Annotated in this window: 27 protein-coding genes and 1 riboswitch; of the genes, 19 read left to right on the top strand and 8 right to left on the bottom strand. The window is 33.7% G+C overall.

Annotation, left to right across the window (positions count from 1 at the left end):
- Positions 1 to 44: 44 nt before the first annotated feature.
- The 7 genes from CD29_RS10355 (at position 45) to dacB (ending at position 8,203) form a co-directional block, all read left to right on the top strand.
- Positions 45 to 1,610 carry an ATP-binding protein gene (locus tag CD29_RS10355; RefSeq protein ID WP_036186406.1) on the top strand — a complete coding sequence of 522 codons (1,566 nt, stop codon included), beginning with the start codon at positions 45 to 47 and terminating at the stop codon, positions 1,608 to 1,610.
- A gap of 7 nt (positions 1,611 to 1,617) precedes the next feature.
- Entirely contained in the window at positions 1,618 to 2,316 is a 699-nt protein-coding gene (locus CD29_RS10350) for a response regulator (protein WP_036186403.1), read from the top strand.
- A gap of 144 nt (positions 2,317 to 2,460) precedes the next feature.
- A complete protein-coding gene (gene vrrA, locus CD29_RS10345) occupies positions 2,461 to 3,135 on the top strand; it encodes a VrrA/YqfQ family protein (protein ID WP_036186245.1) in 675 nt (224 codons plus the stop codon).
- 84 nt (positions 3,136 to 3,219) lie between these two features.
- Entirely contained in the window at positions 3,220 to 4,185 is a 966-nt protein-coding gene (locus CD29_RS10340; protein ID WP_036186242.1) for a 4-hydroxy-3-methylbut-2-enyl diphosphate reductase, read from the top strand.
- Positions 4,186 to 4,342: 157 nt separating this feature from the next.
- Positions 4,343 to 5,662, top strand: coding sequence for a DEAD/DEAH box helicase (locus tag CD29_RS10335; RefSeq protein WP_036186241.1), 1,320 nt, complete (start codon positions 4,343 to 4,345; stop codon positions 5,660 to 5,662).
- Positions 5,663 to 5,725: 63 nt separating this feature from the next.
- Positions 5,726 to 6,613: a deoxyribonuclease IV gene (locus CD29_RS10330; RefSeq protein WP_036186240.1), complete on the top strand. Its 888-nt coding sequence runs from the start codon at positions 5,726 to 5,728 to the stop codon at positions 6,611 to 6,613.
- A 156-nt stretch (positions 6,614 to 6,769) separates the two neighbouring features.
- Entirely contained in the window at positions 6,770 to 8,203 is a 1,434-nt protein-coding gene (dacB, locus tag CD29_RS10325; protein WP_036186239.1) for a D-alanyl-D-alanine carboxypeptidase/D-alanyl-D-alanine endopeptidase, read from the top strand.
- A 48-nt stretch (positions 8,204 to 8,251) separates the two neighbouring features.
- Here the strand turns inward: dacB and CD29_RS10320 are convergent, their stop codons facing one another.
- The gene (locus CD29_RS10320) at positions 8,252 to 8,500 is read right to left on the bottom strand and encodes a DUF2624 family protein (RefSeq protein ID WP_036186238.1); all 249 of its coding nucleotides are present in this window, start codon (positions 8,498 to 8,500) and stop codon (positions 8,252 to 8,254) included.
- 451 nt (positions 8,501 to 8,951) lie between these two features.
- Between CD29_RS10320 and CD29_RS10310 the strand changes: the two genes are divergently transcribed.
- The 5 genes from CD29_RS10310 (at position 8,952) to CD29_RS10290 (ending at position 12,672) form a co-directional block, all read left to right on the top strand.
- Positions 8,952 to 9,698: a metal ABC transporter ATP-binding protein gene (locus CD29_RS10310; protein ID WP_036186235.1), complete on the top strand. Its 747-nt coding sequence runs from the start codon at positions 8,952 to 8,954 to the stop codon at positions 9,696 to 9,698.
- A 14-nt stretch (positions 9,699 to 9,712) separates the two neighbouring features.
- Complete coding sequence (locus tag CD29_RS10305) at positions 9,713 to 10,570, top strand: metal ABC transporter permease (protein ID WP_036186233.1); 858 nt, start codon at positions 9,713 to 9,715, stop codon at positions 10,568 to 10,570.
- Positions 10,567 to 10,977, top strand: coding sequence for a Fur family transcriptional regulator (locus tag CD29_RS10300; RefSeq protein ID WP_036186231.1), 411 nt, complete (start codon positions 10,567 to 10,569; stop codon positions 10,975 to 10,977). The genes CD29_RS10305 and CD29_RS10300 overlap by 4 nt, the downstream gene beginning before the upstream one ends.
- 76 nt (positions 10,978 to 11,053) lie before the next feature.
- A riboswitch (cobalamin riboswitch) is annotated at positions 11,054 to 11,224 on the top strand.
- 293 nt (positions 11,225 to 11,517) lie between these two features.
- Positions 11,518 to 11,931, top strand: coding sequence for a DUF4430 domain-containing protein (locus CD29_RS10295; RefSeq protein ID WP_036186229.1), 414 nt, complete (start codon positions 11,518 to 11,520; stop codon positions 11,929 to 11,931).
- Positions 11,932 to 12,120: 189 nt separating this feature from the next.
- Complete coding sequence (locus CD29_RS10290; protein ID WP_036186228.1) at positions 12,121 to 12,672, top strand: ECF transporter S component; 552 nt, start codon at positions 12,121 to 12,123, stop codon at positions 12,670 to 12,672.
- A 354-nt stretch (positions 12,673 to 13,026) separates the two neighbouring features.
- Here the strand turns inward: CD29_RS10290 and CD29_RS10285 are convergent, their stop codons facing one another.
- Entirely contained in the window at positions 13,027 to 13,611 is a 585-nt protein-coding gene (locus tag CD29_RS10285) for a hypothetical protein (RefSeq protein WP_036186226.1), read from the bottom strand.
- 219 nt (positions 13,612 to 13,830) lie between these two features.
- On the opposite strand from CD29_RS10285, the gene CD29_RS10280 reads away from it, so the two are divergent.
- A complete protein-coding gene (locus CD29_RS10280) occupies positions 13,831 to 14,472 on the top strand; it encodes an alpha/beta hydrolase (RefSeq protein WP_036186224.1) in 642 nt (213 codons plus the stop codon).
- 47 nt (positions 14,473 to 14,519) lie between these two features.
- Here CD29_RS10280 and CD29_RS10275 read toward each other — a convergent pair whose 3' ends face one another.
- Together CD29_RS10275 and CD29_RS10270 are read right to left on the bottom strand one after the other, a co-directional pair.
- Positions 14,520 to 16,694, bottom strand: a complete 2,175-nt coding sequence (locus CD29_RS10275; protein WP_036186222.1) for a sensor domain-containing phosphodiesterase — start codon at positions 16,692 to 16,694, stop codon at positions 14,520 to 14,522.
- A 126-nt stretch (positions 16,695 to 16,820) separates the two neighbouring features.
- A complete protein-coding gene (locus CD29_RS10270; protein ID WP_036186220.1) occupies positions 16,821 to 17,309 on the bottom strand; it encodes a hypothetical protein in 489 nt (162 codons plus the stop codon).
- Positions 17,310 to 17,505: 196 nt separating this feature from the next.
- On the opposite strand from CD29_RS10270, the gene CD29_RS20795 reads away from it, so the two are divergent.
- On the top strand, positions 17,506 to 17,634 hold the full coding sequence (locus CD29_RS20795) for a hypothetical protein (RefSeq protein WP_268870983.1): 129 nt from the start codon (positions 17,506 to 17,508) through the stop codon (positions 17,632 to 17,634).
- A 64-nt stretch (positions 17,635 to 17,698) separates the two neighbouring features.
- Here the strand turns inward: CD29_RS20795 and CD29_RS10265 are convergent, their stop codons facing one another.
- From CD29_RS10265 to CD29_RS10250, 4 genes are all read right to left on the bottom strand, one after another.
- Complete coding sequence (locus CD29_RS10265; RefSeq protein WP_036186401.1) at positions 17,699 to 18,265, bottom strand: nucleotidase; 567 nt, start codon at positions 18,263 to 18,265, stop codon at positions 17,699 to 17,701.
- A gap of 21 nt (positions 18,266 to 18,286) precedes the next feature.
- On the bottom strand, positions 18,287 to 19,396 hold the full coding sequence (gene ispG / locus CD29_RS10260; RefSeq protein ID WP_036186217.1) for a flavodoxin-dependent (E)-4-hydroxy-3-methylbut-2-enyl-diphosphate synthase: 1,110 nt from the start codon (positions 19,394 to 19,396) through the stop codon (positions 18,287 to 18,289).
- 107 nt (positions 19,397 to 19,503) lie between these two features.
- Positions 19,504 to 19,848, bottom strand: a complete 345-nt coding sequence (locus CD29_RS10255) for a hypothetical protein (protein WP_036186214.1) — start codon at positions 19,846 to 19,848, stop codon at positions 19,504 to 19,506.
- Between the two features lie 52 nt (positions 19,849 to 19,900).
- Complete coding sequence (locus CD29_RS10250; RefSeq protein ID WP_036186212.1) at positions 19,901 to 20,413, bottom strand: DUF1189 family protein; 513 nt, start codon at positions 20,411 to 20,413, stop codon at positions 19,901 to 19,903.
- Positions 20,414 to 20,731: 318 nt separating this feature from the next.
- Between CD29_RS10250 and CD29_RS10245 the strand changes: the two genes are divergently transcribed.
- From CD29_RS10245 to CD29_RS10225, 5 genes are all read left to right on the top strand, one after another.
- Positions 20,732 to 21,337: a superoxide dismutase gene (locus CD29_RS10245; RefSeq protein ID WP_036186210.1), complete on the top strand. Its 606-nt coding sequence runs from the start codon at positions 20,732 to 20,734 to the stop codon at positions 21,335 to 21,337.
- Positions 21,338 to 21,505: 168 nt separating this feature from the next.
- The gene (locus CD29_RS10240) at positions 21,506 to 21,694 is read left to right on the top strand and encodes a hypothetical protein (RefSeq protein WP_328286485.1); all 189 of its coding nucleotides are present in this window, start codon (positions 21,506 to 21,508) and stop codon (positions 21,692 to 21,694) included.
- A gap of 180 nt (positions 21,695 to 21,874) precedes the next feature.
- Complete coding sequence (locus tag CD29_RS10235) at positions 21,875 to 22,780, top strand: patatin-like phospholipase family protein (protein WP_036186204.1); 906 nt, start codon at positions 21,875 to 21,877, stop codon at positions 22,778 to 22,780.
- 51 nt (positions 22,781 to 22,831) lie between these two features.
- Positions 22,832 to 23,251 (top strand): pyridoxamine 5'-phosphate oxidase family protein, encoded by a 420-nt coding sequence (locus CD29_RS10230; protein WP_036186202.1) that lies wholly within the window; start codon positions 22,832 to 22,834, stop codon positions 23,249 to 23,251.
- A 312-nt stretch (positions 23,252 to 23,563) separates the two neighbouring features.
- Complete coding sequence (locus CD29_RS10225) at positions 23,564 to 23,785, top strand: hypothetical protein (RefSeq protein ID WP_036186200.1); 222 nt, start codon at positions 23,564 to 23,566, stop codon at positions 23,783 to 23,785.
- Positions 23,786 to 23,813 lie beyond the last annotated feature (28 nt).

Here is a 23,813-nt window from a genome sequence, read left to right as displayed (position 1 = left end):
ATGGAGGAAATGTATTGAAACATAAACTTTCCATAAATATCAAAATGTTATTTTTAACTTTCTTCATCATTGCTTTCTCGTTTTTAATGGCTGGCACATTTGTTTTAACTAGTCTTCTAAAACAACAAGAGGAAGAATTAGGACAGCGTGCGATGTTAGTAGCAAGAACTGTTTCTAATTTAACTGAAATAAAAAACTTATTAATGAGTAGTAATTTAGAAGAATCCTATGTAAGAATAAATGAAGTAGCAGAAGAAATTCGTTTTATCAATGATTTAGAATATATTGTTGTTATGAATATGGATCGGGTAAGATTTTCCCACCCTTTAAAAGACTCCATTGGTCAAATTAGTAACTCAACAGACATGAATGCTGCATTTGCACAACATTATTATGTTTCAAAAGCGGAAGGCGAAAAAGGAACTATGATCCGAGCATTTGTTCCAATTATGAACAAAGAAAATGAACAGATTGGTGTTACGCTTGTCGGTAGTAAATTACCTACAATTGGACAGGCTTTTCATGATTTTAGAAGTGAGATATTAATGACGATAGCATTATCCACCTTCTTTTGCATATGGGGAGCACTAACATTAGGGCGGCATATAAAAAAACAAATGTTTGGTTTAGAACCACATGAAATTTCTCAGATGTATGTTGAAAGGACAGAAACCTTTAATGCAATGCATGATGGAATTGTAGCTGTTGATAGTAAACTTAATATTACAATCTTTAACAAGACTGCTGCTAAAATTCTAGGTGTAGGGGAAGATCCTAACATTTTTATTGGGAAGAATATTCATGAAGTGTTACCCGATACTCGGCTACCCGAAATTGTTTTTACAGGTGAATCAGTTTACAACCAAGAAATTTATGTAAATAAACATAGTATTTTAAGTAATAGAGTCCCCATTCGAGTTAATGGCAAATTGGTTGGGGCAGTTGCAATCTTTAAAGATTTAACAGACTTCAAACAATTAGCGGAAGAACTTACGGGTGTAAAAGCTTATGTACAAGCTTTGCGAGTTCACACACATGAATATAAGAATAAGCTACATACAATCTCTGGGCTGCTACATTTAGGGCATACAAAACAAGCGATGGAATATATTTCGCAAGTACAGGAAGAACAAGAAAGTGTCACAAAATTTTTAAATGAACGAATCTATAATGAAAATATATCAGGGTTATTATTAAGTAAAATTAGTCGTGGAAAAGAACTTGGTATTAAAGTAACAATTGATCAAGAGAGTAAGTTTACAAAGTATCCACAAAAGCTTGATCATCATGACTTTGTCGTGATATTCGGTAATTTAATCGAAAACGCTTTTGATGCATTAACATCTTTAAATGTGGACCATAAAGAAATTACTATTTCAATTGATGACCAAGATGACATCCTTGCAATTATGGTGAGTGATAATGGGATAGGCATGACTGAGGAAATGATGAATTATATTTTTGAACAAGGTTACTCAACAAAAGCAAAAGAAAATCGAGGAATCGGACTTTATTTAATAAAAGAAATCGTTAACAAAGGCAAAGGAACGATTGAAGTAACTAGCGAGTTGAACAAAGGAACAACATTTATCATTACATTTGACATATAGAGGTGATATTGTGACGACAAGTGTACTGCTTATTGAAGATGATCCGATGGTAAGAGAGGTAAATCGACAATTTATCGAAAGAGTTGAAGGATTCAAAGTGATAGGAATGTGTAGTAATGGGGAGGAAGGTTTTAAAAGTATCGTTGAATTGAAACCCGATTTAGTATTAATGGATATTTTTATGCCAAAGCAAGATGGCATTGAGACTTTACGTAAAATACGAAAAGAAAACATACCAGTTGACGTTATCACCATCACGGCTGCAAATGATATGCAAACAATCCAACAAATTTTACACTTAGGTGTCTATGATTATATTATGAAACCATTTACTTTTGAGCGGGTTCAGCAGACATTAAAAAACTTCCTAAGATTTAAACGAATGTCCCTTGGTGTTCAAGATGTTTCTCAGAAAGAGCTAGATGAAATGATTCATCATTTTCGTGAGGGTGATAAAATAAAAGAATCAACTTTAGATGATATCGTTGATTTACCTAAAGGGTTTAACCGATCGACTCTAGAGAAGGTATTAAATTATATAAAACAAACAGAACAAGGTTCTTCCGCAGATGAAGTTGCTACAAATATAGGTGTTGCAAGGGTAACAGCAAGACGCTATTTAGATTTCCTTGAAAAACAAAAACTTATTAAAGTAGATGTTCACTATGGAGGGATTGGGAGACCAATAAACCAATATTTTATTTGACTCATTATGATGACTTATGTATTTTCATAGTCATCATTTTTTAATTGGGCATTTAACCTATTACATATGCTCAAGTCTTTGCATATGATAGCTGATAGAACAACCTACGCCATTTGATTTTTATTTAGAAGAAAGGAGATTTACATGCATAATTTTTATCGGCAAACACCGCCACCTGTGAGACCAAACAATTACTATCATGGGCCAGGTCGTATGCCAAGATATGGGTATCCACCGCCTCCACCACCGCCTGGCTTTAACTCAGGGAGAATACCACCAAATGGTGCCAAAGCTCCATCTAAAATTGAATCGTTTATGGAAACTTGTAATCGTTTTTTAGCAACAGCACAAGGATTTCAGCCCTATATTGCTCAAGCAACTCCATTAATTCGTAATATTCCAGCACTATGGAGACTATATAAAGGTTTTAATGCAGCTCCGAAAGAAAGAGAAATTGATGATGACTATGACAATGAATCCTCCGAATTTAATATAGATTCTTCATCTTTTGAATATGTGTACAAAGATGATGATCATGAACATAAATCAAAACATGATGTTAAAAACGAGCATAAATATGAAGAAAAACACCATCATGACAAACATAAACATGATAAAACTATTCGACATAAATATGAATCTGGACCCTTAGAAGATATTAATCATAAACGTGGAGGAAATCGCTTCTTTCCTGTTCGACATGAAAGTAGACGTGAAAAAGAAAAAGAACCTGTTGCTGTTGAGAAAATAGCAAGACCACTAAAAACAAAGCCGTCAGTACCTAGAATTTTTCAACCTCCATATCATTTTGATGAATAATATACTTTTGTAGCAATGAAGCTTTGTATTAAATGTCACTCTCCTATATAATAAAACTATGTAACAACAAAAGGAGTTGACATGATGCAAGTAATTAAGATTAATCCCCGAGGCTATTGTTACGGGGTAGTCGATGCTATGGTAATTGCGCGTAACGCTTCATTAGATAAAACATTACCGAGACCTATATATATATTAGGAATGATCGTTCATAATAAACATGTAACAGATGCATTTGAGAAAGACGGAATTATTACTCTTGATGGAGATAATCGTAAAGAAATTATAGAGCAAGTGAATGAGGGAACAGTCATTTTCACGGCTCATGGAGTTTCCCCTGAAATTAGGGAGATTGCTAGAAAAAAAGGATTAGTAGCAATTGATGCAACATGTCCAGATGTTACTGTGACTCATGACTTAATCCGCGAGAAGACAAAAGAAGGCTACGACATTATCTATATTGGTAAAAAGGGCCATCCAGAGCCAGAAGGTGCAATCGGCGTTGCGCCAGACCATGTGCATTTAGTACAAAATGTTGGAGATGTAGATTTATTGCAGATAGATAACGAAAAATTGCTCGTTACAAACCAAACGACAATGAGTCAATGGGATGTAAAAGCTGCGATGGATTATTTAAAAGAGAAATATCCACACATTGAAGTACATGAAGAAATTTGCCAAGCAACTCAAGTGCGACAAGAAGCTGTTGCTAAACAAGCTGGCGAAGCGGATTTAACGATTGTTGTTGGAGACCCAATGTCTAACAACTCAAACCGTTTAGCGCAAGTTTCACAAGAAATTGCTGGTACAAATGCATATCGAATAGCGGATATATCAGAACTGAAACTAGAGTGGCTTGATGGGGTTGAAAAAATAGCAGTAACAGCAGGTGCCTCTACTCCTACCCCAATTGTAAAAGAAGTAATTGCTTTTTTAGAGAAGTTTGATCCTAAAGATCCTTCAACTCACGAAATTACAAGAACGGTAACGATGGATAAAATACTACCAAAAATTAAAGAGCCGAAACCTGTTGAGAAAATTATGCCTTAAAGCAATATAAATGATTTACAACTGACTAGCTAGTATAAATTAGCTAGTCTTTTTTATATTTACATAAGAAAAAACTGTTATATTGAACATGGAATAATTGTGCTTTACAACCGCAAAATGTTACAATATGAAACATGTTAGTTAGGAGGAACGAAATATGTCGAAGTATACGGATTACGATTTTAAACCATTTCTTCGTCAAAAACTCGCTGAGATTGGTTTTGAAGAGCCAACACCCATACAAAAGGAAATGATTCCACTAATCCTAAGAGGAAAAAGTGCGATCGGACAAGCACATACAGGAACAGGTAAAACACATAGCTTTTTACTACCAATTGTACAGCGAATTGATGAAGACAAACAAGAAGTACAAGCGGTGATTACATCACCAACGAGAGAATTAGCGCAGCAGATTTTTGATGCATTAAATCAACTGATTGAAGGAACACCTATTCAAACAAAATTATTCATTGGTGGAACGGATAAATTACGAACAATCGATAAATTAAAATCAGGACAACCCCAAATCGTCGTTGGAACACCAGGTCGTATTAAGGATCTTGTTCAAGAAAATGCATTACTTGTTCATACTGCACCAATTCTAGTTGTGGATGAAGCAGATCTAGCATTTGATATGGGATTTATTGAAGACATTGACGGATTTGCGTCCAAAATGCCTGAGACGTTGGAGATGTATGTCTTTTCAGCGACTATTCCAGAAAAACTGCAACCGTTTTTAAAGAAATATATGGATTCACCGATTCATATCCATATGAATGATAAGCGTCCTGTTGCAGAAGGAATTGATTTTAAATTAGTTCCAATTCGTTCGAAATCCCGCAATAAAAGACTTCTGGAAGTCATTGAGGGTATTAATCCATTCTTAGCGGTAATTTTCTGTAATACGCGAAAAACAGCAGAAGCTGTAGCATCATACTTAGCAGAAGAAGGAATTAAAACTGGTCAAATTCATGGGGATTTGAGCCCCCGTGACCGTAAAAAAATGATGAAACAAGTTCGGGATCTAGAATATCAATATATCGTTGCAACTGATTTAGCTGCTCGTGGTATTGATATCCAAGGGATCTCACATGTCATCAACTATGAAATCCCTGAAGACTTAGAGTTTTTCATCCACCGTGTTGGACGTACTGCACGAGCTGGTAATAAAGGGACAGCAATTACACTATTTGAACCAGAAGATGAAGATAAAATTAACCGTATTGAAAAAATGGAAATATCCTTTGAGCAAATGGATATTAAAAATGGAGAATGGATTCCATTAAAAGAACGCCATGCACGTCAAAACCGTGTAAAAAAAGAAAACGAAATAGAAAAAATTGCAAAAGCTAAAGTTCGTAAACCGAAAAAGGTAAAACCAGGTTACAAACGAGCAATGAAATGGGAAATGGATATAATTAAAAAGAAAGAACGTAAGAAAAGAACTAAACAAGACAATAAAAAGCCCCGAAGTTAAATAGAGAGTAAAAATTCGTAACTTCATACGGTACAGCGAATTTAATTAATGGAGGAAATTAGAATGTTAATTGGTTCACACGTTTCAATGAGTGGAAAAGAAATGTTGCTTGCATCAAGTAAAGAGGCTGCTTCTTATGGAGCTTCAACCTTTATGATCTATACAGGTGCACCTCAAAATACTCGTCGTAAACCAATCGAAGAGTTAAATATTGAAGCAGGACTCACTCATATGAAAGAAAATGGCCTTTCGAATATTGTTGTTCATGCTCCTTATATTATTAATATTGCTAATACAACAAAGCCTGAAACTTTCGAACTTGGTGTAGAATTTTTACAAAAGGAAATTGAAAGAACTGCTGCAATTGGAGCAACACAAATTGTTCTACATCCTGGAGCTCATGTTGGAGCAGGAGTAGAAGCAGGGATTGCAAAGATAATTGAGGGTTTGAATGAAGTACTAGCTACACACCACCCTGTTCAAATTGCGTTAGAAACAATGGCTGGAAAAGGAACTGAAATTGGTCGCTCTTTTGAAGAAATTGCACAAATCATTAACGGTGTGACAAATAACGAAAGACTTTCAGTTTGTTTAGATACATGCCACATTCATGATGCTGGTTATGATATTGTCAATGATTTTGATGGGGTATTAGAGCAATTCGATAAAATCGTCGGATTGGATCGCATTAAAGTAGTTCATGTAAACGATAGTAAAAATGTATGTGGAGCAGGTAAAGACCGCCATGAAAATATTGGATTTGGTCATATCGGTTTTGACGCATTAAAAACAATCGTCCATCACGATGTTCTTAAAGATATACCTAAAATACTAGAAACACCTTGGGTTGGTGTTGACGCTAAAAATAAGAAAGCTCCATATAAAGAAGAAATAGAAATGCTTCGTACTGGAATGTATAATCCAGAACAAATAGATTTATTACGAATTTAACATCAATCAACAACTAAGATTATGTATAGTGGACTAAATTTGAATTAAGATTGCTACATAAGGGAAATCTTCTCTTAAGTAGCAATTTTTTTGTCTTTAATTCATACTATGAAATAACATTAAAAAACAGTGAATGCAAACTTTTGGAGGAAATTAATGAGAAAAAAGATAGTAGGAGGGTTCATTTTATTTTTGCTTGCTAGTAATATTCTTTTTCCCATGACAATGTACGCTACAACCATTAATGAAGCAATCACAAATCAGTTAGGTTCAACGAATATAAGTGTATCAGTGCGAGCGATTGATACTGGACAAGTTGTATTTGAAAGTAATGGAGATATTGGGATAAAACCAGCCTCTACTTTAAAGTTATTAACAGCTGTAAGTAGCTTACATGTACTAGGAGAAGAATACCGATTTACAACACAAATATATTACGATGGTGAGATAAAAAACCAAGTACTTAATGGTAACATTTATGTAAAAGGTGGGGGAGATCCAACCTTACAAGCGGAGAATTTTCAAACACTTGGTAATGCTTTAAAACGACATGGTATAACATCAATTTCTGGGAATCTCTATGGTGATGATTCAATGTTTATTGGTCCACAATTAACACCAGGAATTGCAAAACATGATGAAAGTTATTATTATGCTGCTAGAACTTCAGCGATAACAATGTCGCCAGATGATGATTATGACTCTGGAACAGTTCTAGTGCAAGTAAATGCAACAAGTGTAGGTAAAACTCCAATTGTTCAAATTGAACCAAATCTGAGTGGAATGGTCATACTCAATAAGGCATTGACTGTTTCAAAAAGTGAAAAGGATACTTTAGAAATAAGTCGTGAGTATAATACGAACCAGATTGTAATTTCTGGTCAAATTCCTGTGGGGAACACATCAAAAGAATGGATTTCCCTGCAAGATCCGACTGTAAACACACTGTATGCAATGAAAAATGTACTAAAGGAAACTGGTATTTCCTTTTCCACAACTTCTAAAATTGAAAGAAAAGTTGTACCAACAAATGCAACTTTACTTTACACGAAAAAATCAATTCCTCTAAAAAAAATTATGGTTCCATTTTTAAAATTGAGTAATAACAACATAGCGGATATTCTCGTTAAAACAATGGGAAAAGAAAACTTTGGTGTAGGAAGTCTGGAACATGGTTTACAGGTGATGAATGATTATGGTAGAAAGTTAGGCCTACAAATGAATGAGTGGGATTTTGAGGATGGTTCAGGCATGTCCCATAATAATAAAGTAACTGCAAACCAATTAACTAACCTACTGTATAATGTTAGAAATGAACCGTATTATTCAGTATTTTATAATAGTTTACCAATTGGAGGACAACCGGACCGTCTAGTGGGAGGATCATTAAGAGAAAGGTTTAGCACACCTAACTTAATGAACAAAGTTGTTGCAAAAACAGGTTATATTTCAGGTGTCTATACATTATCTGGCTACTTTACTGCAAAAAGTGGGAAGGAATATGCTTTTACTATACTGACACAAAATCAAAAAACAATAAAACTTAGTTCAATAGATGAATTAGTAAAAATGTTTATAGATCAATATTAAATATAAAAGTGGTTGAACTTCATATTTTCAACCACTTTCAATGTTTTGTTACGACGAATAACTATCAAGAAGCTTCTTATATTGTCTAAACTTTTTCGGCCCTAATATTCTTTCAGCCTCTTTTAATACACTCTTTGGAATACCTGTTACTAACCAAGTTATATTAGCTTGTTCTGCTAAAGGTCTTAACTGGCGAACTTCATCAATAGTTAGTTCTACTCCGTAGTATCTTGCAATTTTGATGACTTCTTTATCAGGCTTAGATAACAAGGATTCCCATATCTCAACTGCACGCATATTTTCATGTCCTTTCTTAAAGTATAAGAATGTATAACATTTTTGAGTAATGTCTAGCTTCGAACCCAGCTCCTCAGCAACTTAAAAACCGCCTGTAAGGGCAAAGAGCGCCATTTTGTCGGTTTCTCCGAAGTACATGGATGTACGAGTGCCGGTAGTGCGACAGAGGTTAACACGAGGGCCGACACGACGTCGGTCATGCAGTCAATGCAACAGGACGTTGCGCTTTTGACTGCCGTTGGTCATGTCGGAGATGCAACAAAAGCATTTTGCGACGAGCAGCTACTGCAGCACAGGAGCACGACGTTGCGTTTTCACCGACGCGGAGCTGAGCAGGCGTTCTCCGCTTTTCTCATTAAGATGGATTTCTTTACAAACGAAAAAGAAACACGTATACTTACAAAATGTAAATCGTAATGATTATGAATTAGAATTAGAAAGAAGCGAAATTATGACCAAATCATTAATAGAATTGAAAAATGTCTCGTTTCAATATGAACATACAAAAGTATTACATAATATATCCTTCAGTGTTTCTGAAGGTGATTTTTTAGCGTTGCTCGGTCCAAATGGATCAGGAAAATCTACATTATTAAAGCTTATATTAGGAATTGAAAAACCTCTTACAGGTGAAGTTAATTTGTTTGGAGTATCAACGAATTCATTTGTCAATCGTGAATGGATTGGGTATGTTTCACAAAAATCAAACGCATTTAACTCAAGTTTCCCTGCAACAGTAGAAGAAGTTGTAAAAAGTGGCTTAACTAAAAAAGTTGGTTTATTTAAGCGAATGCCAAAAAATTCTAAGGAATTAGTTATTGAAGCATTAAAATCTGTTGGTATGGAAGATTACTTATCACGTAATATCGGTCAATTATCTGGCGGTCAACAACAACGAGTTTTTATCGCTCGAGCATTAATTGCTGAACCAAAGTTACTAATTTTAGATGAGCCGACAGTAGGTATTGATCATGAAAATGTTCAATCATTTTATGATATGTTAGTGAGATTGAACGAGGAACAAAAAAAGACAATTATTTTAGTCACACATGATGTTGATACGGTTTCTAATCGTATTAGTCACGTTGCTTGTTTAAATCAAACGATTCATTTTCATGGATATAAAAAAGACTTTGATGCCATTTCAAATGAGCAGTTAAATGATTGGTACGGACATTCGGTTCGAAAAATTCATTAAAGGAGAGAAGGACATTGATCGAAGCTATATTAAACTATGAATTTTTACAAAATGCCTTTCTCTCTGGATTAATTATTGGTGCTATTGCGCCGTTATTAGGAGTTTTCATTGTCGTACGTCGTATGTCTTTAATTGCAGATGCTTTGTCACATGTGACTCTTGCAGGAATTGCGGGAAGCCTTTATTTAAGTCAAACATTTGCAAGCTTAGCTTTGCTTAATCCAATTTACCTTGGGATTGTTGCGTCTGTTGGGGGTTCTGTATTAATAGAACGATTACGAAGATTGTATAAACATTATGAAGAATTAGCTATACCTATAATTATGTCAGCGGGAATTGGATTATCAGCAATTTTTATATCTCTAGCAAGTGGTTTTAGTACAGATTTAATGAGTTATTTATTTGGTTCTGTTTCTGCCGTGTCAAGGCAGGATTTAGTAGTAGTCATCCTAATTGCATTAGTTGTCATTATATTTTTATCGTTATTTTTTAAAGAGATGTTTGTTTTATCCTTTGACGAAGAATATGCAAAAGCCACAGGATTACCCTCTAGGTCGATTCACTTATTATTTATGATAGTCGTTGCATTAGTCATTGCAGCAAGTATGCGAATCGTAGGTATTTTACTAGTTTCCTCGCTTATTACATTACCAGTTGCAACAGCTATGCGTTTTGCCAAAGGATTTAAAGAAACAATACTATTTTCTATAATTTTCGGGGAAACTGCTGTCATTATTGGACTAGTGGGAGCTTTCTATTTAAATTTAGCCCCTGGAGGTACCATTGTAGTAACATCGATTATCATTTTATTCGCAGTTATTTCTATAAAAAAACTGGTATTGAATTTTAGTAGAAAGGGGATAGAACAGTGAATATTACACGAGCATGGGAAATATTAAAAGAAAACGGCTATAAAAAAACAGACAAACGCGAACTAATCTTAAATATGTTTGAGGAGACGGAAAAGTATTTAACAGCACGTGACTTACTAAATGTTTTGAAGTTGGAGTTTCCTGGGATGAGCTTCGATACAATCTATCGCAATCTTTCTACTTTTGTAGAGCTAGGTATTTTAGAAGAAACTGAGTTAAATGGAGAACGAAACTTCCGTATGCAATGTGAATCAGACCACCACCATCATCATTTTATATGTATGGAATGTGGGAATGTGAGAGAAATTGAAGTATGTCCTATGGAAATGCTCACTGAAAAATTACCAGGATATGAAATCCAATCGCATAAGTTTGAAATTTACGGAAAGTGTTCAAATTGCGCTTAGTGTTTCATGAAATTACTAAAACTTTAAATTTCACTATGATTTTTATGAATAGTATGATAAATTGATAGTCAAGTGAATAATCATGCAGGAAGAAGACGCTTAATGCTTAATTGGGAATTCGGTTAGAGACCGAAGCTGTATCCGCAACTGTAAGTGCTAGTTTTGGAATATGCCACTGTCTAATGATGGGAAGGCTTCAAAACGCAAATGCACAAGCCAGGAGACCTGTCTTTTTCTGATCGTAACAAACCTCTTCGGAATTAAAGAGAATGTACGGCGAAATGCTTAAATCACACATTATTTGTGTTGAAACTTGTTCTTTTGCCATCCATTCTTGGGTGGCTTTTTATTTTGCGTTTTTAGTCTCTAGTATTTTTAAAAACTCGAAACAGTAAGTCATCACTTAAATAAAACGGACATCTTAATCTATCTAGATTCCATCCAAGAGGCACCATTCACTTATTACTTTAGTATTGGGGGAAGTGGAACTAACGATTTTTGCTACATAGTAATTTATAGAACACTTGAGGAGAGATATAAATGAAACAATTATTACAAAGAATATCTTTATTAATGTTAGTCGTTATTGCATTATTTGGCTGTAGTTCAAATGGAGCACAGGAAGAAGTAAAACCAGCAGAACAAACAACAAATGAAACAACTGAATCGAACGTAGAGCAACTGTCAGTTGAACTTGAAGTTATTAATGATGGTAAATCAGATGTAAAAGAAGCTGCATTTACAGAAGGGGAAAATGCGCTAGAAGTAACAGTTAGAGAGTTAAACGCTATTGAAGAAGGCGGTTTTGTCACTACAATTAACGGGGTAGAAGCAGGGGAAGAAACGAAAACTTACTGGGCATTATCAGTAAATGGTGAAATGTCAATGGTAGGCGCTGCGGAAGTTATCCTTAAAGATGGCGATAAAATCACTTGGGAGTTAACATCTTATTAATATTTAGCCACACATAATAGAGGATAGTTGAATAAAAGATAGCTGCTTTTCGTCAGAATGACATTCTCGATATAAATTTCCTTAAGGATTTAGTATGCTCGAAACAATTTAGCTAACACATTTTTTACTGATTCGAATGAGAAGTGACAGGTGTAAATACGTTTTGGCGTATTTGAATGAGGTGAAAAATTGGAAGATAAAAATCTTCAATTACGTTCGACAATGCAAATTAGACAATCTACTCGAGTTATGACAATTATCGCTTGTCTTGCAGCATTAAGTATTGTTGGTAGAATATATACAGTTGGTATTCCGAATGTGCAACCATCTACAACCATAATTATCTGCGTATCGCTTGTCTTTGGCATAAAAGTTGGCTTAACTTTAGCGATAATTACAGTGTTTGGCTCTAATCTTGTTTTAGGATTTGGACCATTCTTGATTATGCAGTTGATTGCTTGGGGCTCTGTAGCCGTTGTTTCAGGGTTGATAGGTAAGATATACAAAAAGATTCCATTTTTCATCCTTGCATTGTATTCTGCACTGATGGGGATGTTCTTTGGCTTAATGGTCTCTTTAAATATGCTGTTTATAGGTGATGGACTCATGTTCGTTGCATACTATTTAGCGGGCATACCATTCGATATCTATCATGCAATAGGAAATTTCTTTTTCTTTTTAGTACTCGGCCCAATTATTATTAAAATTATGGAAAAAGAAAAGAAAAAGTTATTTAGATAAAAAGATAACTTTCAACCAAAAGTCAGTATTATGTATAATAAAAATCTGCTAACGCTAGATTAGAAAGTCGTCGCTTCCGAGGCATGCGAAGACTCTCTCGAAAATACTAAAGTATTTTCTCGTTGCGATGATATTTCAAGGAAGCATTCCTTATCCTGCAGGACGTAGAAGCAGTCATGAGACCCCGGAGAGCTTTAGCTCCCGGAGGCTCATGGCTTCCCCTGGATGCGCGAAGCATGCATCAGAAACGAACGTCGCTATATCAAAAAGGTACAATCCCAATTTGAATGATTGTACCTTTTTACTTATGTCTCAGCCTGTTTTTTTCTTATTATGTAATTTTAACTTGGGTTGCTAAATATGAGAATATTGCATTGAAATGTTAATAGCTTCATCACAACAATTTTTAATCATCTGATTAAATGAATTAGTTTTTAGCTCTTTAACGGATGCTTTGACAAAACGCGCTTGATTCTCAGCTAATATTTTAATTTCTTCTGGGTTTCCAAGATGGGAGTCGAAATATCTCCGTGCTTTATTTCTCTCATAAAGATCCATCAAATTGTATTTTTCCATAACCAAATAAATCCATTGGTTAATGCCATTAGCAATAGACAATGCAACGATAAAAATGGTTCTTTTTTGATGATGATTGCGTTTAAATTGTTTGAAAGAATAATTAAGAACAAGTTCGTTCATAATTAAAAAGTTTGCTGGATAATAAAGTGTTTTTTCAGCTGAATAGATGATATCATTTTTATCTGGTATTAAAAGTAACCAAATGTTAAAAGCGATTATCCATGCATCATTTTCATTTAAGCCACCATTTTTAATAAGATATTCAAACTCTTTCATTTCATGTGCAGTGCAATTAAACAGCTCTACATGATGTTGTTGTATATAAAGTAAGCTTCTCTCAACCGATATTATATCTTGCACTTAGTGCACCTCTTAACTAGTAATTAGCAATTATGGAAAAATAGAATACTTTAATTTTATAACTATTGTTGTATAATTACTAGTTTAATTTTCGCAATATTTAAATAACCATTCATGTTACTTCAAACTTATTCATCCTTTAAGTACGATTTATTTCGAAAAAGTAAATTTTTTGATAAAATTAAACTTGTAAAGATCTAGGAAGGAAATATAGAGAAAATGAAATCACCTTTTACGTTTAAACACATCGCTCCATCTAATAGCATTAATCATAACGAGACAGCTATTTTTTTGTTACATGGACTAGGTAGTAATGAAGAAGATTTACTTCAATTAATCGAGCCATTAAAGGGAAAGTGTCATATTTTTAGCTTAAGGGGCCCAATCACCCATCATCCTGGTTTTGCATTTTATACATTTGAAGAAGAGGGAAAACCGACCAGAGAAGTATTAGATCGAATGATTTCATTTACACTGGACTTTGTAAAGGAAGCAATTGATGAATACAAACTAGATAGAAATAAAGTTTATATTATCGGTTTCAATCAAGGGGCTGTAGTTGCACAAACTTTAGCACTTTTCCTAGGAAATGAAATAGCTGGAACTGTTGCATTAAGTGGTTTTGTTCCCGAGTTTGTAAAGAATGAATACAGAAAAACTAACCTTGAAAATGCAAGAATCTTCATCTCACATGGCGAGTATGATTATGACTACCCAATAACTTGGGGAGAGGGAAGTAAGCAATTTTTCGAAGAATACTCAGCACATGTGACCTTTAAAACATATCCTGTTGGACATGGTGTATCACCGGAAAATTTGCAAGACCTTCTATCATTTATTGAAATTAATAAAATAAATTAAAAAAATCCACGTAACAATATTAATGGTTACGTGGATTTTTCAATATTTTAAATTGAACTTAATAGCTTTTCAACATCATCAAGTGGCATTGGTTTGTGGAAATAGAACCCTTGACCAATAAGACAGCCAATACTTTTTAAGAAGTTATATTGATCTAACGTTTCAATTCCTTCTGCGACAGCATGCATCTTTAAATTCGCAGCGAGTTGGACAATGGTTTGTACAACATAATACATTTCTTCATTATTCATATTATTAACAAAAGAACGGTCAATTTTTATTTCAGAGAATGGTAGTTGTTGTAAGTAGCTTAATGAAGAAAATCCAACACCGAAATCATCAATAGAACTTTGATAACCATAGGATTTTAACTTTAGTAAAATTTCCTTCGCTTTTTCAAAATCAACAAGCTCAAAGTTTTCTGTAACCTCAATATTGATCAAATCTGGACTAATATCATATTGGCTTACTAGTTGAATAAAATCATCAACAAATGATTCGTGATAAAAATGAACAGGCGAGATATTTACCGATACAGGAAACAGTTTTAACCCTTTTACTTTCCTTTTGTGTTGCCATTCTAATACTTGTTTCAATATTGCATTATCAACTTCTCGAATTTTACCGCTTGACTCTGCAATAGGAATGAAAGCCGCCGGAGATACAAAGCCTAGAACAGGTGAATTCCACCTAGCTAAAGCCTCAAATCCTACGATTTCCTCAGTTAATAAATTTACCTTTGGTTGTAGAAAAGCAGTGAACTCATTGTTTTTCAATCCGTAAATCAACTGGTTTAAAGTATCCATTTCCTTTTGCATAATATTATTTGTTTCTTCTTCAAAGAAAGTCACAACCGTACCGTGCTTTTTCCTTGAGCTTGTGAGGGCAATATCTGCTCGGCGAATACTTTCTTCTAAAGCTACGTGATTACAAAAATACGAAACGCCAATATTAAAATCGATAAACATTTCTCTTTCGATAAATTTATATGGAGTTTGTGTAAGTAATTGTCTCAAGTTATTTACAAATTGTTCAACTTCATCTTTGATCATCTTTTGTGCCAATACAATAGAGGAATTCGAGAAACGACCGTAAATTAAGTCACTCTGAACTTCTTGTATCGAATTAAGTCGTAAACCAATTTGTTTTAATAATTCATCTCCGCTTTTTCTACCATATAAATCAACAATTCCAGCATATTCAACAGGTTGAATAATCAGTAATGCACCGGAAGATTTTTGTTCTAGCCAATTCGATAGGTTTGTATAAAAATAATTTTGATTAGGTAAACCAGAGTTTAAATCCGTGAATGCTAGTTTTTTTAACTCTTTTTTGTGCTCAGCATATTTTAACGATAGTGAAATAATGGGTGTCAGTTTATTTAGAAATTCTATATCTGTTTGTTTTAAGGAAGATTCATTTTTTAAATAGATTGTAATACTACCTAAAATTTGCTTATCTTGATTGACTATTGGTTTTGACCAGCTAGAAATAACAGCATAAGTATGTAGTTGGTCAGAAACAAGTTGCTTTTCAGACTTTGATGAATAGTTATCAATATAAATTGCATTTTCATTAAATCCTATATTTGGTTCTAGTAATTGCTCATTAATATCTTCAACTACCTTGATGGGTAAAGAGCCGGTAGCTACAACTTTTAAATCATTTGTTGGTTTTAATACTCTTATAGCACAATAGATATCACGAACATAATATTGTTCAATTTTTTCAGTTATTAACTGTAAAATATTGGTGGAATCTGAACCTTGTTCAAGCCCAGCATAAACCTCTCTTTCTAATTTAGAAAGCATCTTATCTAATGAATTATCGGTAATATTTTTAAAGTATAAAAGTGTATACTGGACTTTATTTGTATAATCTTTGATAGGAAAAGAATTAATACAATTCCAAAATGGTGAGCCATCTTTATGATAGTGGATTACATTCAATTCGAATGGTGTTTCTGATTTAATATTGATCTGTATTTCTGATTCAATTTCAGAATCTGTTTTCGTTCCTCTAAATTGTTTCAGATTACTCCCAATTAGTTCTTGTCGGGAAAACCCTGTTAAATGTACTAATGATTCATTGCAATATAAAAAAGATTGTTGACAATCAGATTGATCAACGATTGCTATACCAATTGTTGCTTGCTCGGATAAAAACATAAGAAAAGATATTAATTGTTCTTTTGTATGGGGCATCTTATTTGGTATGTACATTATTGTTCCCCCTAAATTGGAAAATAATCTTATTTTTAGTGTATTATATCAAATCTATGTTAACTTGCCGAGAAGATTCTTTTAATCTATTGAAATTTGTTTTTTTAAGTAGTTTTTTGTAGTAATTTAACGCATTAAATATGCTTCATGCAATTTATTTAGTGCTTGGTCACCATTTTCATCAATTATTTTTTTTCCGTTTAAAGTCATTTGTACATATGTTTTGTTTGTTATTAATTGGCCGTTTTCAATCTCCAAGTTAATTGTAATTTTTCCATCTATTTTTAAGTCTTCCTTCATATCACCTGAGAAATTATTTTCTTCAAATAAACCTTCCTTCCAACTCCCTTTTACTGTTAAAAATTCCAAATGATTATTTTTTTCATATTCCCATTGGGTATCACGTAATATAGTTGTAAATAATTCATCTATTGAATAACCTTCACCTTTATATTCTAGTTGAATGGATTTTGCTTTTTTGGCTTCTGGTGTAAGTGCGTTTGCAGCTTTTTGTGCTTGATCGTCTATTCCCGAAAGTGCATTTGTAATATCGGAACAACCTGCTAATATACTTGTTAGAAAGAAAGTTACTAATAGTAGTTTTATATTTCGCATAATAATTCCTCCATATATAATATTTTCCAATCTAATCTTACCCTAATTTAAATAGAGAACGGTCACTAAATTTCAATTGATTTAAGACAAAAGTATGAATTTATATTTGATTGTTAACTTATAATCTTTCGGAATGGCTAGAAACTAGTATTGAAAAGGTTAAATATTTTACTCTATCTAACGAAAGGAAGAAAAAGTGAAGATTGATGATGTGATTCTTGATAAATTAGGGGTCTACTTTGTTTATCACGATATTTATAATCGCTATGGAATTACGTTTGAAACATTTGTCGATCGTTGGTTAAGAGGAATTTTGGATGTATAACAAGATGATGTAAATAAAAAGGCCGTCTAGAGTATGTTAATCTCTAGACGGCTCTTGATTTCTTTTAAAAAAGGCGTTGGATCCAGCTCTTAGCTTCTAACCAGTCATGTACTCGTATCACATTATTGGGCACAGCTTTTCGATTATATGGGGTATCAAATAAAATTACTGGAATTTTCAATTCCTCAGCTAAACATACTGCATTATCATGTTTATCCTCAAAAAAGACTTGTACTTGATGTTTTTTAGCTACTTCTAACTTGTCATGACTCCCGATTAACTCGATTTGGTGAAAAGGTACATTGTTTTCCTCAAACCATTTCTTTGTAATAGGGTATACACTCTGATCCCTAGCAGAAATATAAAATAATTCATACAATGAATGCCATTCACTTAAAATGCTTTTAGCATTTTTTGCAATTTCACTAACAGAGTACATATAGGCTTCGTTTTCTTTAAACCATCGTGAAAACTCGGAACGGTCCACAGGTTCTCTAAAAGCACTAAGGAAATCGTATTCAACCACATCATCTAAAACAATATTCGTTTTATATTGCTTATTAATATGTGGAATTAACGTATCTGGAGTTGTTACTGTACCATCAATATCTATTCCAAAACGAGGTTTCATTTGCATATAAAAAACTCCCGATTAGTTTTGAGCGGACTCAGCTTTTGCTCTTTCTTCCGCCATTTCTACAGCAAGTTTATCAATCTCTTTTTTCAATTCTTCAACCATTGTTTCTTCTGGAACTTTACGTACAGTTTTACCCTTCATAAATAGAAGCCCTTCGCCACGTGCACCTGCAATACCAATGTCCGCTTCACGTGCTTCACCAGGACCATTAACCGCACATCCTAAAACAGCCACTTTTAAAGGAACATTCAATTTAGAAATATATTCTTCAACTTCATTTGCAATAGAGATTAAGTCGATTTCAATACGACCACATGTTGGACAAGAAATTAACGTTGCCATATTTGAAGCTAAGCCAAAAGATTTTAATAGCTCACGTGCTACTTTAACTTCTTCAACAGGATCTGCTGATAATGAAATACGTAGAGTATTACCAAGACCTCTTGAAAGAATAGCTCCAAGTCCTGCCGCAGATTTAACTGTACCTGCAAATAACGTACCGGATTCTGTAATTCCAAGGTGTAGTGGATAATCAAAGGCTCTAGAAGCTTTTTCATATGCTTCAATCGCTAGATTTACGTCTGATGCTTTCATTGACACGATAATATCGTGGAAATCTAAGTCTTCTAATATTTTAATATGATGTAAAGCGGATTCTACCATACCGTCAGCAGTAGGATAACCATATTTTTCTAGAATATGACGTTCTAATGATCCAGCATTTACACCAATACGAATTGGAATGCCTTTTGCTTTTGCAGCATTTACTACAGCTTCAACTTTTTCACGGCGACCAATATTACCTGGGTTAATACGAACTTTATCGATCCCGTTTTCAATTGCTTTTAATGCAAGCTTATAGTCAAAATGAATATCCGCTACTAATGGGATATTAATACGTTTTTTAATATCAGCGATTGCATTTGCAGCACGCTCATCAGGAACAGCTACACGGACAATTTGACATCCAGCTTCTTCTAATCGTAAAATTTCTGCAACTGTTGCTTCAACATCATGAGTTTTTGTTGTACACATACTTTGAATAAATAGCTCGTTACTTCCACCGATTGTTAAATTACCGACACGGACTGGTCTAGTTTTTGTACGGTGTGTCATTTCATTCATGAAAAATTCTCTCCTTTATAAAGGTACGTGGATAAGACGCATATTTAATTGTACCATCGCCAATCTATTTTATCAGTCTTCTAAAGGAAATGACAAGGATATAGAAGCTATAGTTTTGTGCAATTATTATATTCATTAACATAAATAGGTATTTTAATGAGTTCACCAGGTACCATTGACTGTTTCTGTAAATGTGGATTTAGTTGATAAAACTTCGATAATCGTTCTGGTAAAGGTATGTTTAACTCGGAAGGGTATGTAGCAAAAAGCGATTGCGGTGAATCACCTAATTCAGTTATCACAGGTATAGTTTTAATCGTATATTCCTTCTCACATTTTTGGATAACTTTAGGATTTTCAAATGCTGCAATTGGTAGAGTTCCTTCAGTTAAATCTACTTTTACAGCAAAAGCAATGATAAAAATAATAGCAGTTATGATAATATATCGCATAAAAATATCCCTCCTTTCTCCACTATATGAAGACAAGAGGGATTCATGCATACTATTTTACTGGCAATTTAGGATATTTTGTAGCTGCAATGATTAATAGAAGAATTGTAACAAGAATTCCTAGCAAAGTGCCTATTAAATTATGTATTGGTAGAAATGGAAATAGAATAGATAGTAGGGCTGGCCATGTGATCGCTAACGCAGAAGATCTCCACATATGACGATATTCTCCACGCTTTTTCATAACTTTGAGTAATCCAGTTCCAACAAGTGCAAAAATACTAATTTGAATTAAAAATATAGTTGTAGTGGTTAAGAATAATATGAAAAGCGCAAATGGATATAATAACCATTGAATTTCTTTCACATATTGTGTGAATCCTTCTATATCGAACGAATTTTCATTGGATACCCCGGTAATGTATTGGATATAGTAAAAAATTGTCACTAAAGTAGTCAAAATAAAAACATATTGAATTACTTTTCCAATCGAAAGCATTCTATAACCAGCTAATTTTTTCGGGTGAAATAAACCATCAAGAAAAAGTTGTGAATGTTTTACCATTGTTTCACCTCCACCTTTGGAATTTTACCATGAAATAAACGAAAAATGAATTGAATTGACAACTACTTCGCTTAAAGATATTTAAAAAAGTTTTAATGAATTGATTTTTATATGCTGAATAAATAAAGAGGGGATGGATAGTCTATAGGGGGGATGTGGAATCATCTCTATTAGGTTATAAAAATAGTTTTTTTCTCTATTTCAGTCAAAAGACTGAAATTTGGGCAACCAAAGTGTCAATTATTTGAACGTATCAGATTAATTTGATAACCTACTAGTGTAATTAACATTATTTCTAAATCAGGGAGGAAATACAAAATGGCTTATGAATTACCAAAATTAACTTATGCATATGATGCATTAGAACCAAACATTGATGCAAGAACGATGGAGATCCACCACTCAAAACACCACAACACTTACGTGACAAACTTAAACGCTGCTGTTGAAGGTACAGAATTTGCAGGTAAAGACTTATTAGAGTTAATCTCAAATATTGATGCACTTCCAGCTGACAAACAAACTGCAGTACGTAACAATGGTGGTGGACATGCTAACCATACATTATTCTGGGAAATTTTAGCTCCAGGTGGCGCTACAGCACCAACTGGCGAATTAGCTTCTGCAATTGATGCTAAATTCGGTAGCTTCGATGCTTTCAAAGAAGAATTTGCAAAAGCAGCAACTGGCCGTTTCGGTTCAGGTTGGGCATGGTTAGTAGTTGATGGCGGCGAAATCGCAATCACTTCTACACCAAACCAAGACTCTCCAGTAATGGAAGGGAAAACTCCAGTATTAGGCTTAGACGTTTGGGAGCATGCTTACTACTTAAACTACCAAAACCGTCGTCCTGACTATATCTCTGCATTCTGGAACGTAGTAAACTGGGATGTAGTAGCTGAGAAATTCGCTGCTGCAAAATAAAAAAATGCTTGCACTTCATTATTTCTGCGACGAAAGCTTAGCGTCAGTCGCAAAATAATGAACGTAAAATAGAAGGGCAAACTTCCATATTAGGGAGTTTGCACTTCTTTTTGGTTTGAAAGGTCTAGCATAAAACAATCAAATTTAGTGCATATTGTTTTTGTGGAGGTGACCATTTTGTCAAAAGAGAAGAAAAGTAAAAAAGGATTAGATCGCGAAGAATATGGATATGGTTTTGACCTAAGTCCAGATGATTTTGATGTAATCGGTCAAAATGACGAAGCAAAAAGAAAGAACAAAAATGAAAATAAGGACAAACCTGATAATAGACATAATCCATCAAGACTAAACGAATAGTTGATAAAAGTATTTGGCCATGACAAAATCATTTTGTTTTGCCAAATACTTTTTCATTTTAAAAAAAATAACCCAATTTTTGGTCAAATTATGTTTTTTAAATTAAAGTTTCACTACATAAGTTCTAATATTTCCTCATTTTTCTTAAAGTGTAAAAAGACTAAGAATGGGGAGTTTGCTGTGATCATCGATGGAGTTTTTTCAGGTGGTGGTATAAAAGGATTTGCCTATGTCGGTGCCATGCAAGTGTTAGAGAAAAAGGGAATTGAATTCAAACGTGTTGCTGGAACTAGCGCAGGCGCTATTTTAGCCTGTTTTATCGCAGCTGGATACAATGCTTCGGAAATTGAAGATTTGTTAGATGAACTTGATCTTAAATCACTACTAGACCCTCCCAAACTTTCTCGTACATTGCCTTTCTTAAAATGGTTAAATTTATATTTTCGCATGGGATTATACCAAGGAAAAGCGTTAGAAAAGTGGTTTTATAAAAAACTTGCAGCAAAAGATATACGGACATTTGATGACTTGCCAAGAGGATCACTAAAATTGGTCGCTTCAGATTTAACAAATGGCAAAATGGTTATACTTCCTGATGATTTACCGTCGTATGGATTTAATTGGAAATCCTTTTCCGTTGCAAAAGCACTGAGGATGAGCTGTGGAATACCTTTCTTCTTTGAACCAGTAAAATTAAGAGATCAAAAGAAAGAAGAATGTATTTTTGTAGATGGTGGTGTTTTAAGTAACTTCCCACTTTGGATTTTTGACCAAGATAAACAACGTCCATTACTCGGTATGAAACTTAGTCATCCTAGCGAAGAAACAAAACCCCATACAATCAAAAATGGATTAAACTTATTTGAAGCCCTGTTTGCAACAATGAAAGATGCCCATGATGAACGATACATTTCTAGGAAGCATGAAAAAAATATAATATTTATTCCTGTTGATGAATATAGCGCTACAAATTTTGATTTAGATATAAATTCTAAAGAAGCATTACTTAAAATTGGAAGAGAGAGAACAGAGAAGTTTTTAAAAACTTGGATTCCAATGGAGGACGTATTATATCGGATAAAGTAACTCTTTCTTAGCAATACTAAAATGTAGTATTTCATAAAGGAGACAAATAGGATGGCAAAAACAGCACGAGAAATTGCAGAAAAAATTTTAGAAGACAATATGGTTGGAACAATGGCAACAATTGAAGGTAACAAACCTCATACAAGATACATGACGTTTTTTAATAACAACTTAACTTTATATACTGTAACAAGTAAAGATACCCACAAGGTCGAAGAATTATCGAAAAACCCATATACACATATACTTATTGGCTATGATGGAAAAGGACTCGGTGATGAATTTTTAGAAATTGAAGGAAAGGTAGAAATTTCATCGGATGATTCAATGAAGGAAAAAGTTTGGAATAAAGCTTTAGAGTCTTGGTTCGATGGCCCAGAAGATCCGAAAATGGTTGTTTTAAAAGTGACACCTTCACAAATCCGTTTAATGAATACAAAAGGGGAAGACCCAAAAATTGTAGACCTGTAATTACTATTTTTTCCTATTTAATATTCGAATAAAACTTCACTATGAAAAGCTAGTTTTGAAATTAATCAAAACTAGCTTTTTTTGCATTGATATCAAAAAAACACGTACAAAATCACTGTGCAAGTATGTCAACTATCAGGTTTGATTTTTTTTGGAAGGAAATGATGTGAATTAATATCGTGTGATCTAATAAAAACACGAACGTAAATAAAATCTAGGAATATAATATATTAAAAATACATATCCGAACAAATTTAATGTACTACCTAACTTTTCATCTTTGTACATACCAACAGTTAGGTGGTGAAGCAAATGGAGTTTCTTCTACTAGGAATAACGCTTTGGCTCATTGTGATCGTATCATTAATTTTTATGGTAAGGGGTTTTCAAGAAAAATCACCTACAACTATTTTCTTTAGCGTTTTTGGTTATCTATTACCAATGTTATATTTCTCAATCTATGAGCTATATTTTATCGCTTTTGCCCTCCTATCAATAATTCCGTTTGTGGCTGCATTTAAAATAAAGAGTTAAATAGGAAAAGTTTTAGAGCTAGAATGGA

The sequence above is a fragment of the Ureibacillus manganicus DSM 26584 genome (genome assembly GCF_000772945.1).
GTDB classification, from domain to species: domain Bacteria; phylum Bacillota; class Bacilli; order Bacillales_A; family Planococcaceae; genus Ureibacillus; species Ureibacillus manganicus.
The sequence above is the reverse complement of the archived record's forward strand: the minus strand, read 5'-3'. Positions and strand labels throughout refer to the sequence as shown.

Bases quoted from the DNA above. Each gene is read 5' to 3' on its own strand.
- CD29_RS10225 (WP_036186200.1), top strand. From the start codon at position 23,564: ATGGAGTTTCTTCTACTAGGAATAACGCTTTGGCTCATTGTGATCGTA.
- CD29_RS10330 (WP_036186240.1), top strand. From the start codon at position 5,726: ATGTTAATTGGTTCACACGTTTCAATGAGTGGAAAAGAAATGTTGCTT.
- ispG (WP_036186217.1), bottom strand. From the start codon at position 19,396: ATGAATGAAATGACACACCGTACAAAAACTAGACCAGTCCGTGTCGGT.
- CD29_RS10255 (WP_036186214.1), bottom strand. From the start codon at position 19,848: ATGCGATATATTATCATAACTGCTATTATTTTTATCATTGCTTTTGCT.
- CD29_RS10310 (WP_036186235.1), top strand. From the start codon at position 8,952: ATGACCAAATCATTAATAGAATTGAAAAATGTCTCGTTTCAATATGAA.
- CD29_RS10230 (WP_036186202.1), top strand. From the start codon at position 22,832: ATGGCAAAAACAGCACGAGAAATTGCAGAAAAAATTTTAGAAGACAAT.
- CD29_RS10280 (WP_036186224.1), top strand. From the start codon at position 13,831: ATGAAATCACCTTTTACGTTTAAACACATCGCTCCATCTAATAGCATT.
- CD29_RS10265 (WP_036186401.1), bottom strand. From the start codon at position 18,265: ATGAAACCTCGTTTTGGAATAGATATTGATGGTACAGTAACAACTCCA.
- CD29_RS10250 (WP_036186212.1), bottom strand. From the start codon at position 20,413: ATGGTAAAACATTCACAACTTTTTCTTGATGGTTTATTTCACCCGAAA.
- CD29_RS10340 (WP_036186242.1), top strand. From the start codon at position 3,220: ATGCAAGTAATTAAGATTAATCCCCGAGGCTATTGTTACGGGGTAGTC.
- CD29_RS10355 (WP_036186406.1), top strand. From the start codon at position 45: ATGTTATTTTTAACTTTCTTCATCATTGCTTTCTCGTTTTTAATGGCT.
- CD29_RS10320 (WP_036186238.1), bottom strand. From the start codon at position 8,500: ATGCGTGCAGTTGAGATATGGGAATCCTTGTTATCTAAGCCTGATAAA.
- vrrA (WP_036186245.1), top strand. From the start codon at position 2,461: ATGCATAATTTTTATCGGCAAACACCGCCACCTGTGAGACCAAACAAT.
- CD29_RS10270 (WP_036186220.1), bottom strand. From the start codon at position 17,309: ATGCGAAATATAAAACTACTATTAGTAACTTTCTTTCTAACAAGTATA.
- CD29_RS10335 (WP_036186241.1), top strand. From the start codon at position 4,343: ATGTCGAAGTATACGGATTACGATTTTAAACCATTTCTTCGTCAAAAA.
- CD29_RS10275 (WP_036186222.1), bottom strand. From the start codon at position 16,694: ATGTACATACCAAATAAGATGCCCCATACAAAAGAACAATTAATATCT.
- dacB (WP_036186239.1), top strand. From the start codon at position 6,770: ATGAGAAAAAAGATAGTAGGAGGGTTCATTTTATTTTTGCTTGCTAGT.
- CD29_RS10295 (WP_036186229.1), top strand. From the start codon at position 11,518: ATGAAACAATTATTACAAAGAATATCTTTATTAATGTTAGTCGTTATT.
- CD29_RS10245 (WP_036186210.1), top strand. From the start codon at position 20,732: ATGGCTTATGAATTACCAAAATTAACTTATGCATATGATGCATTAGAA.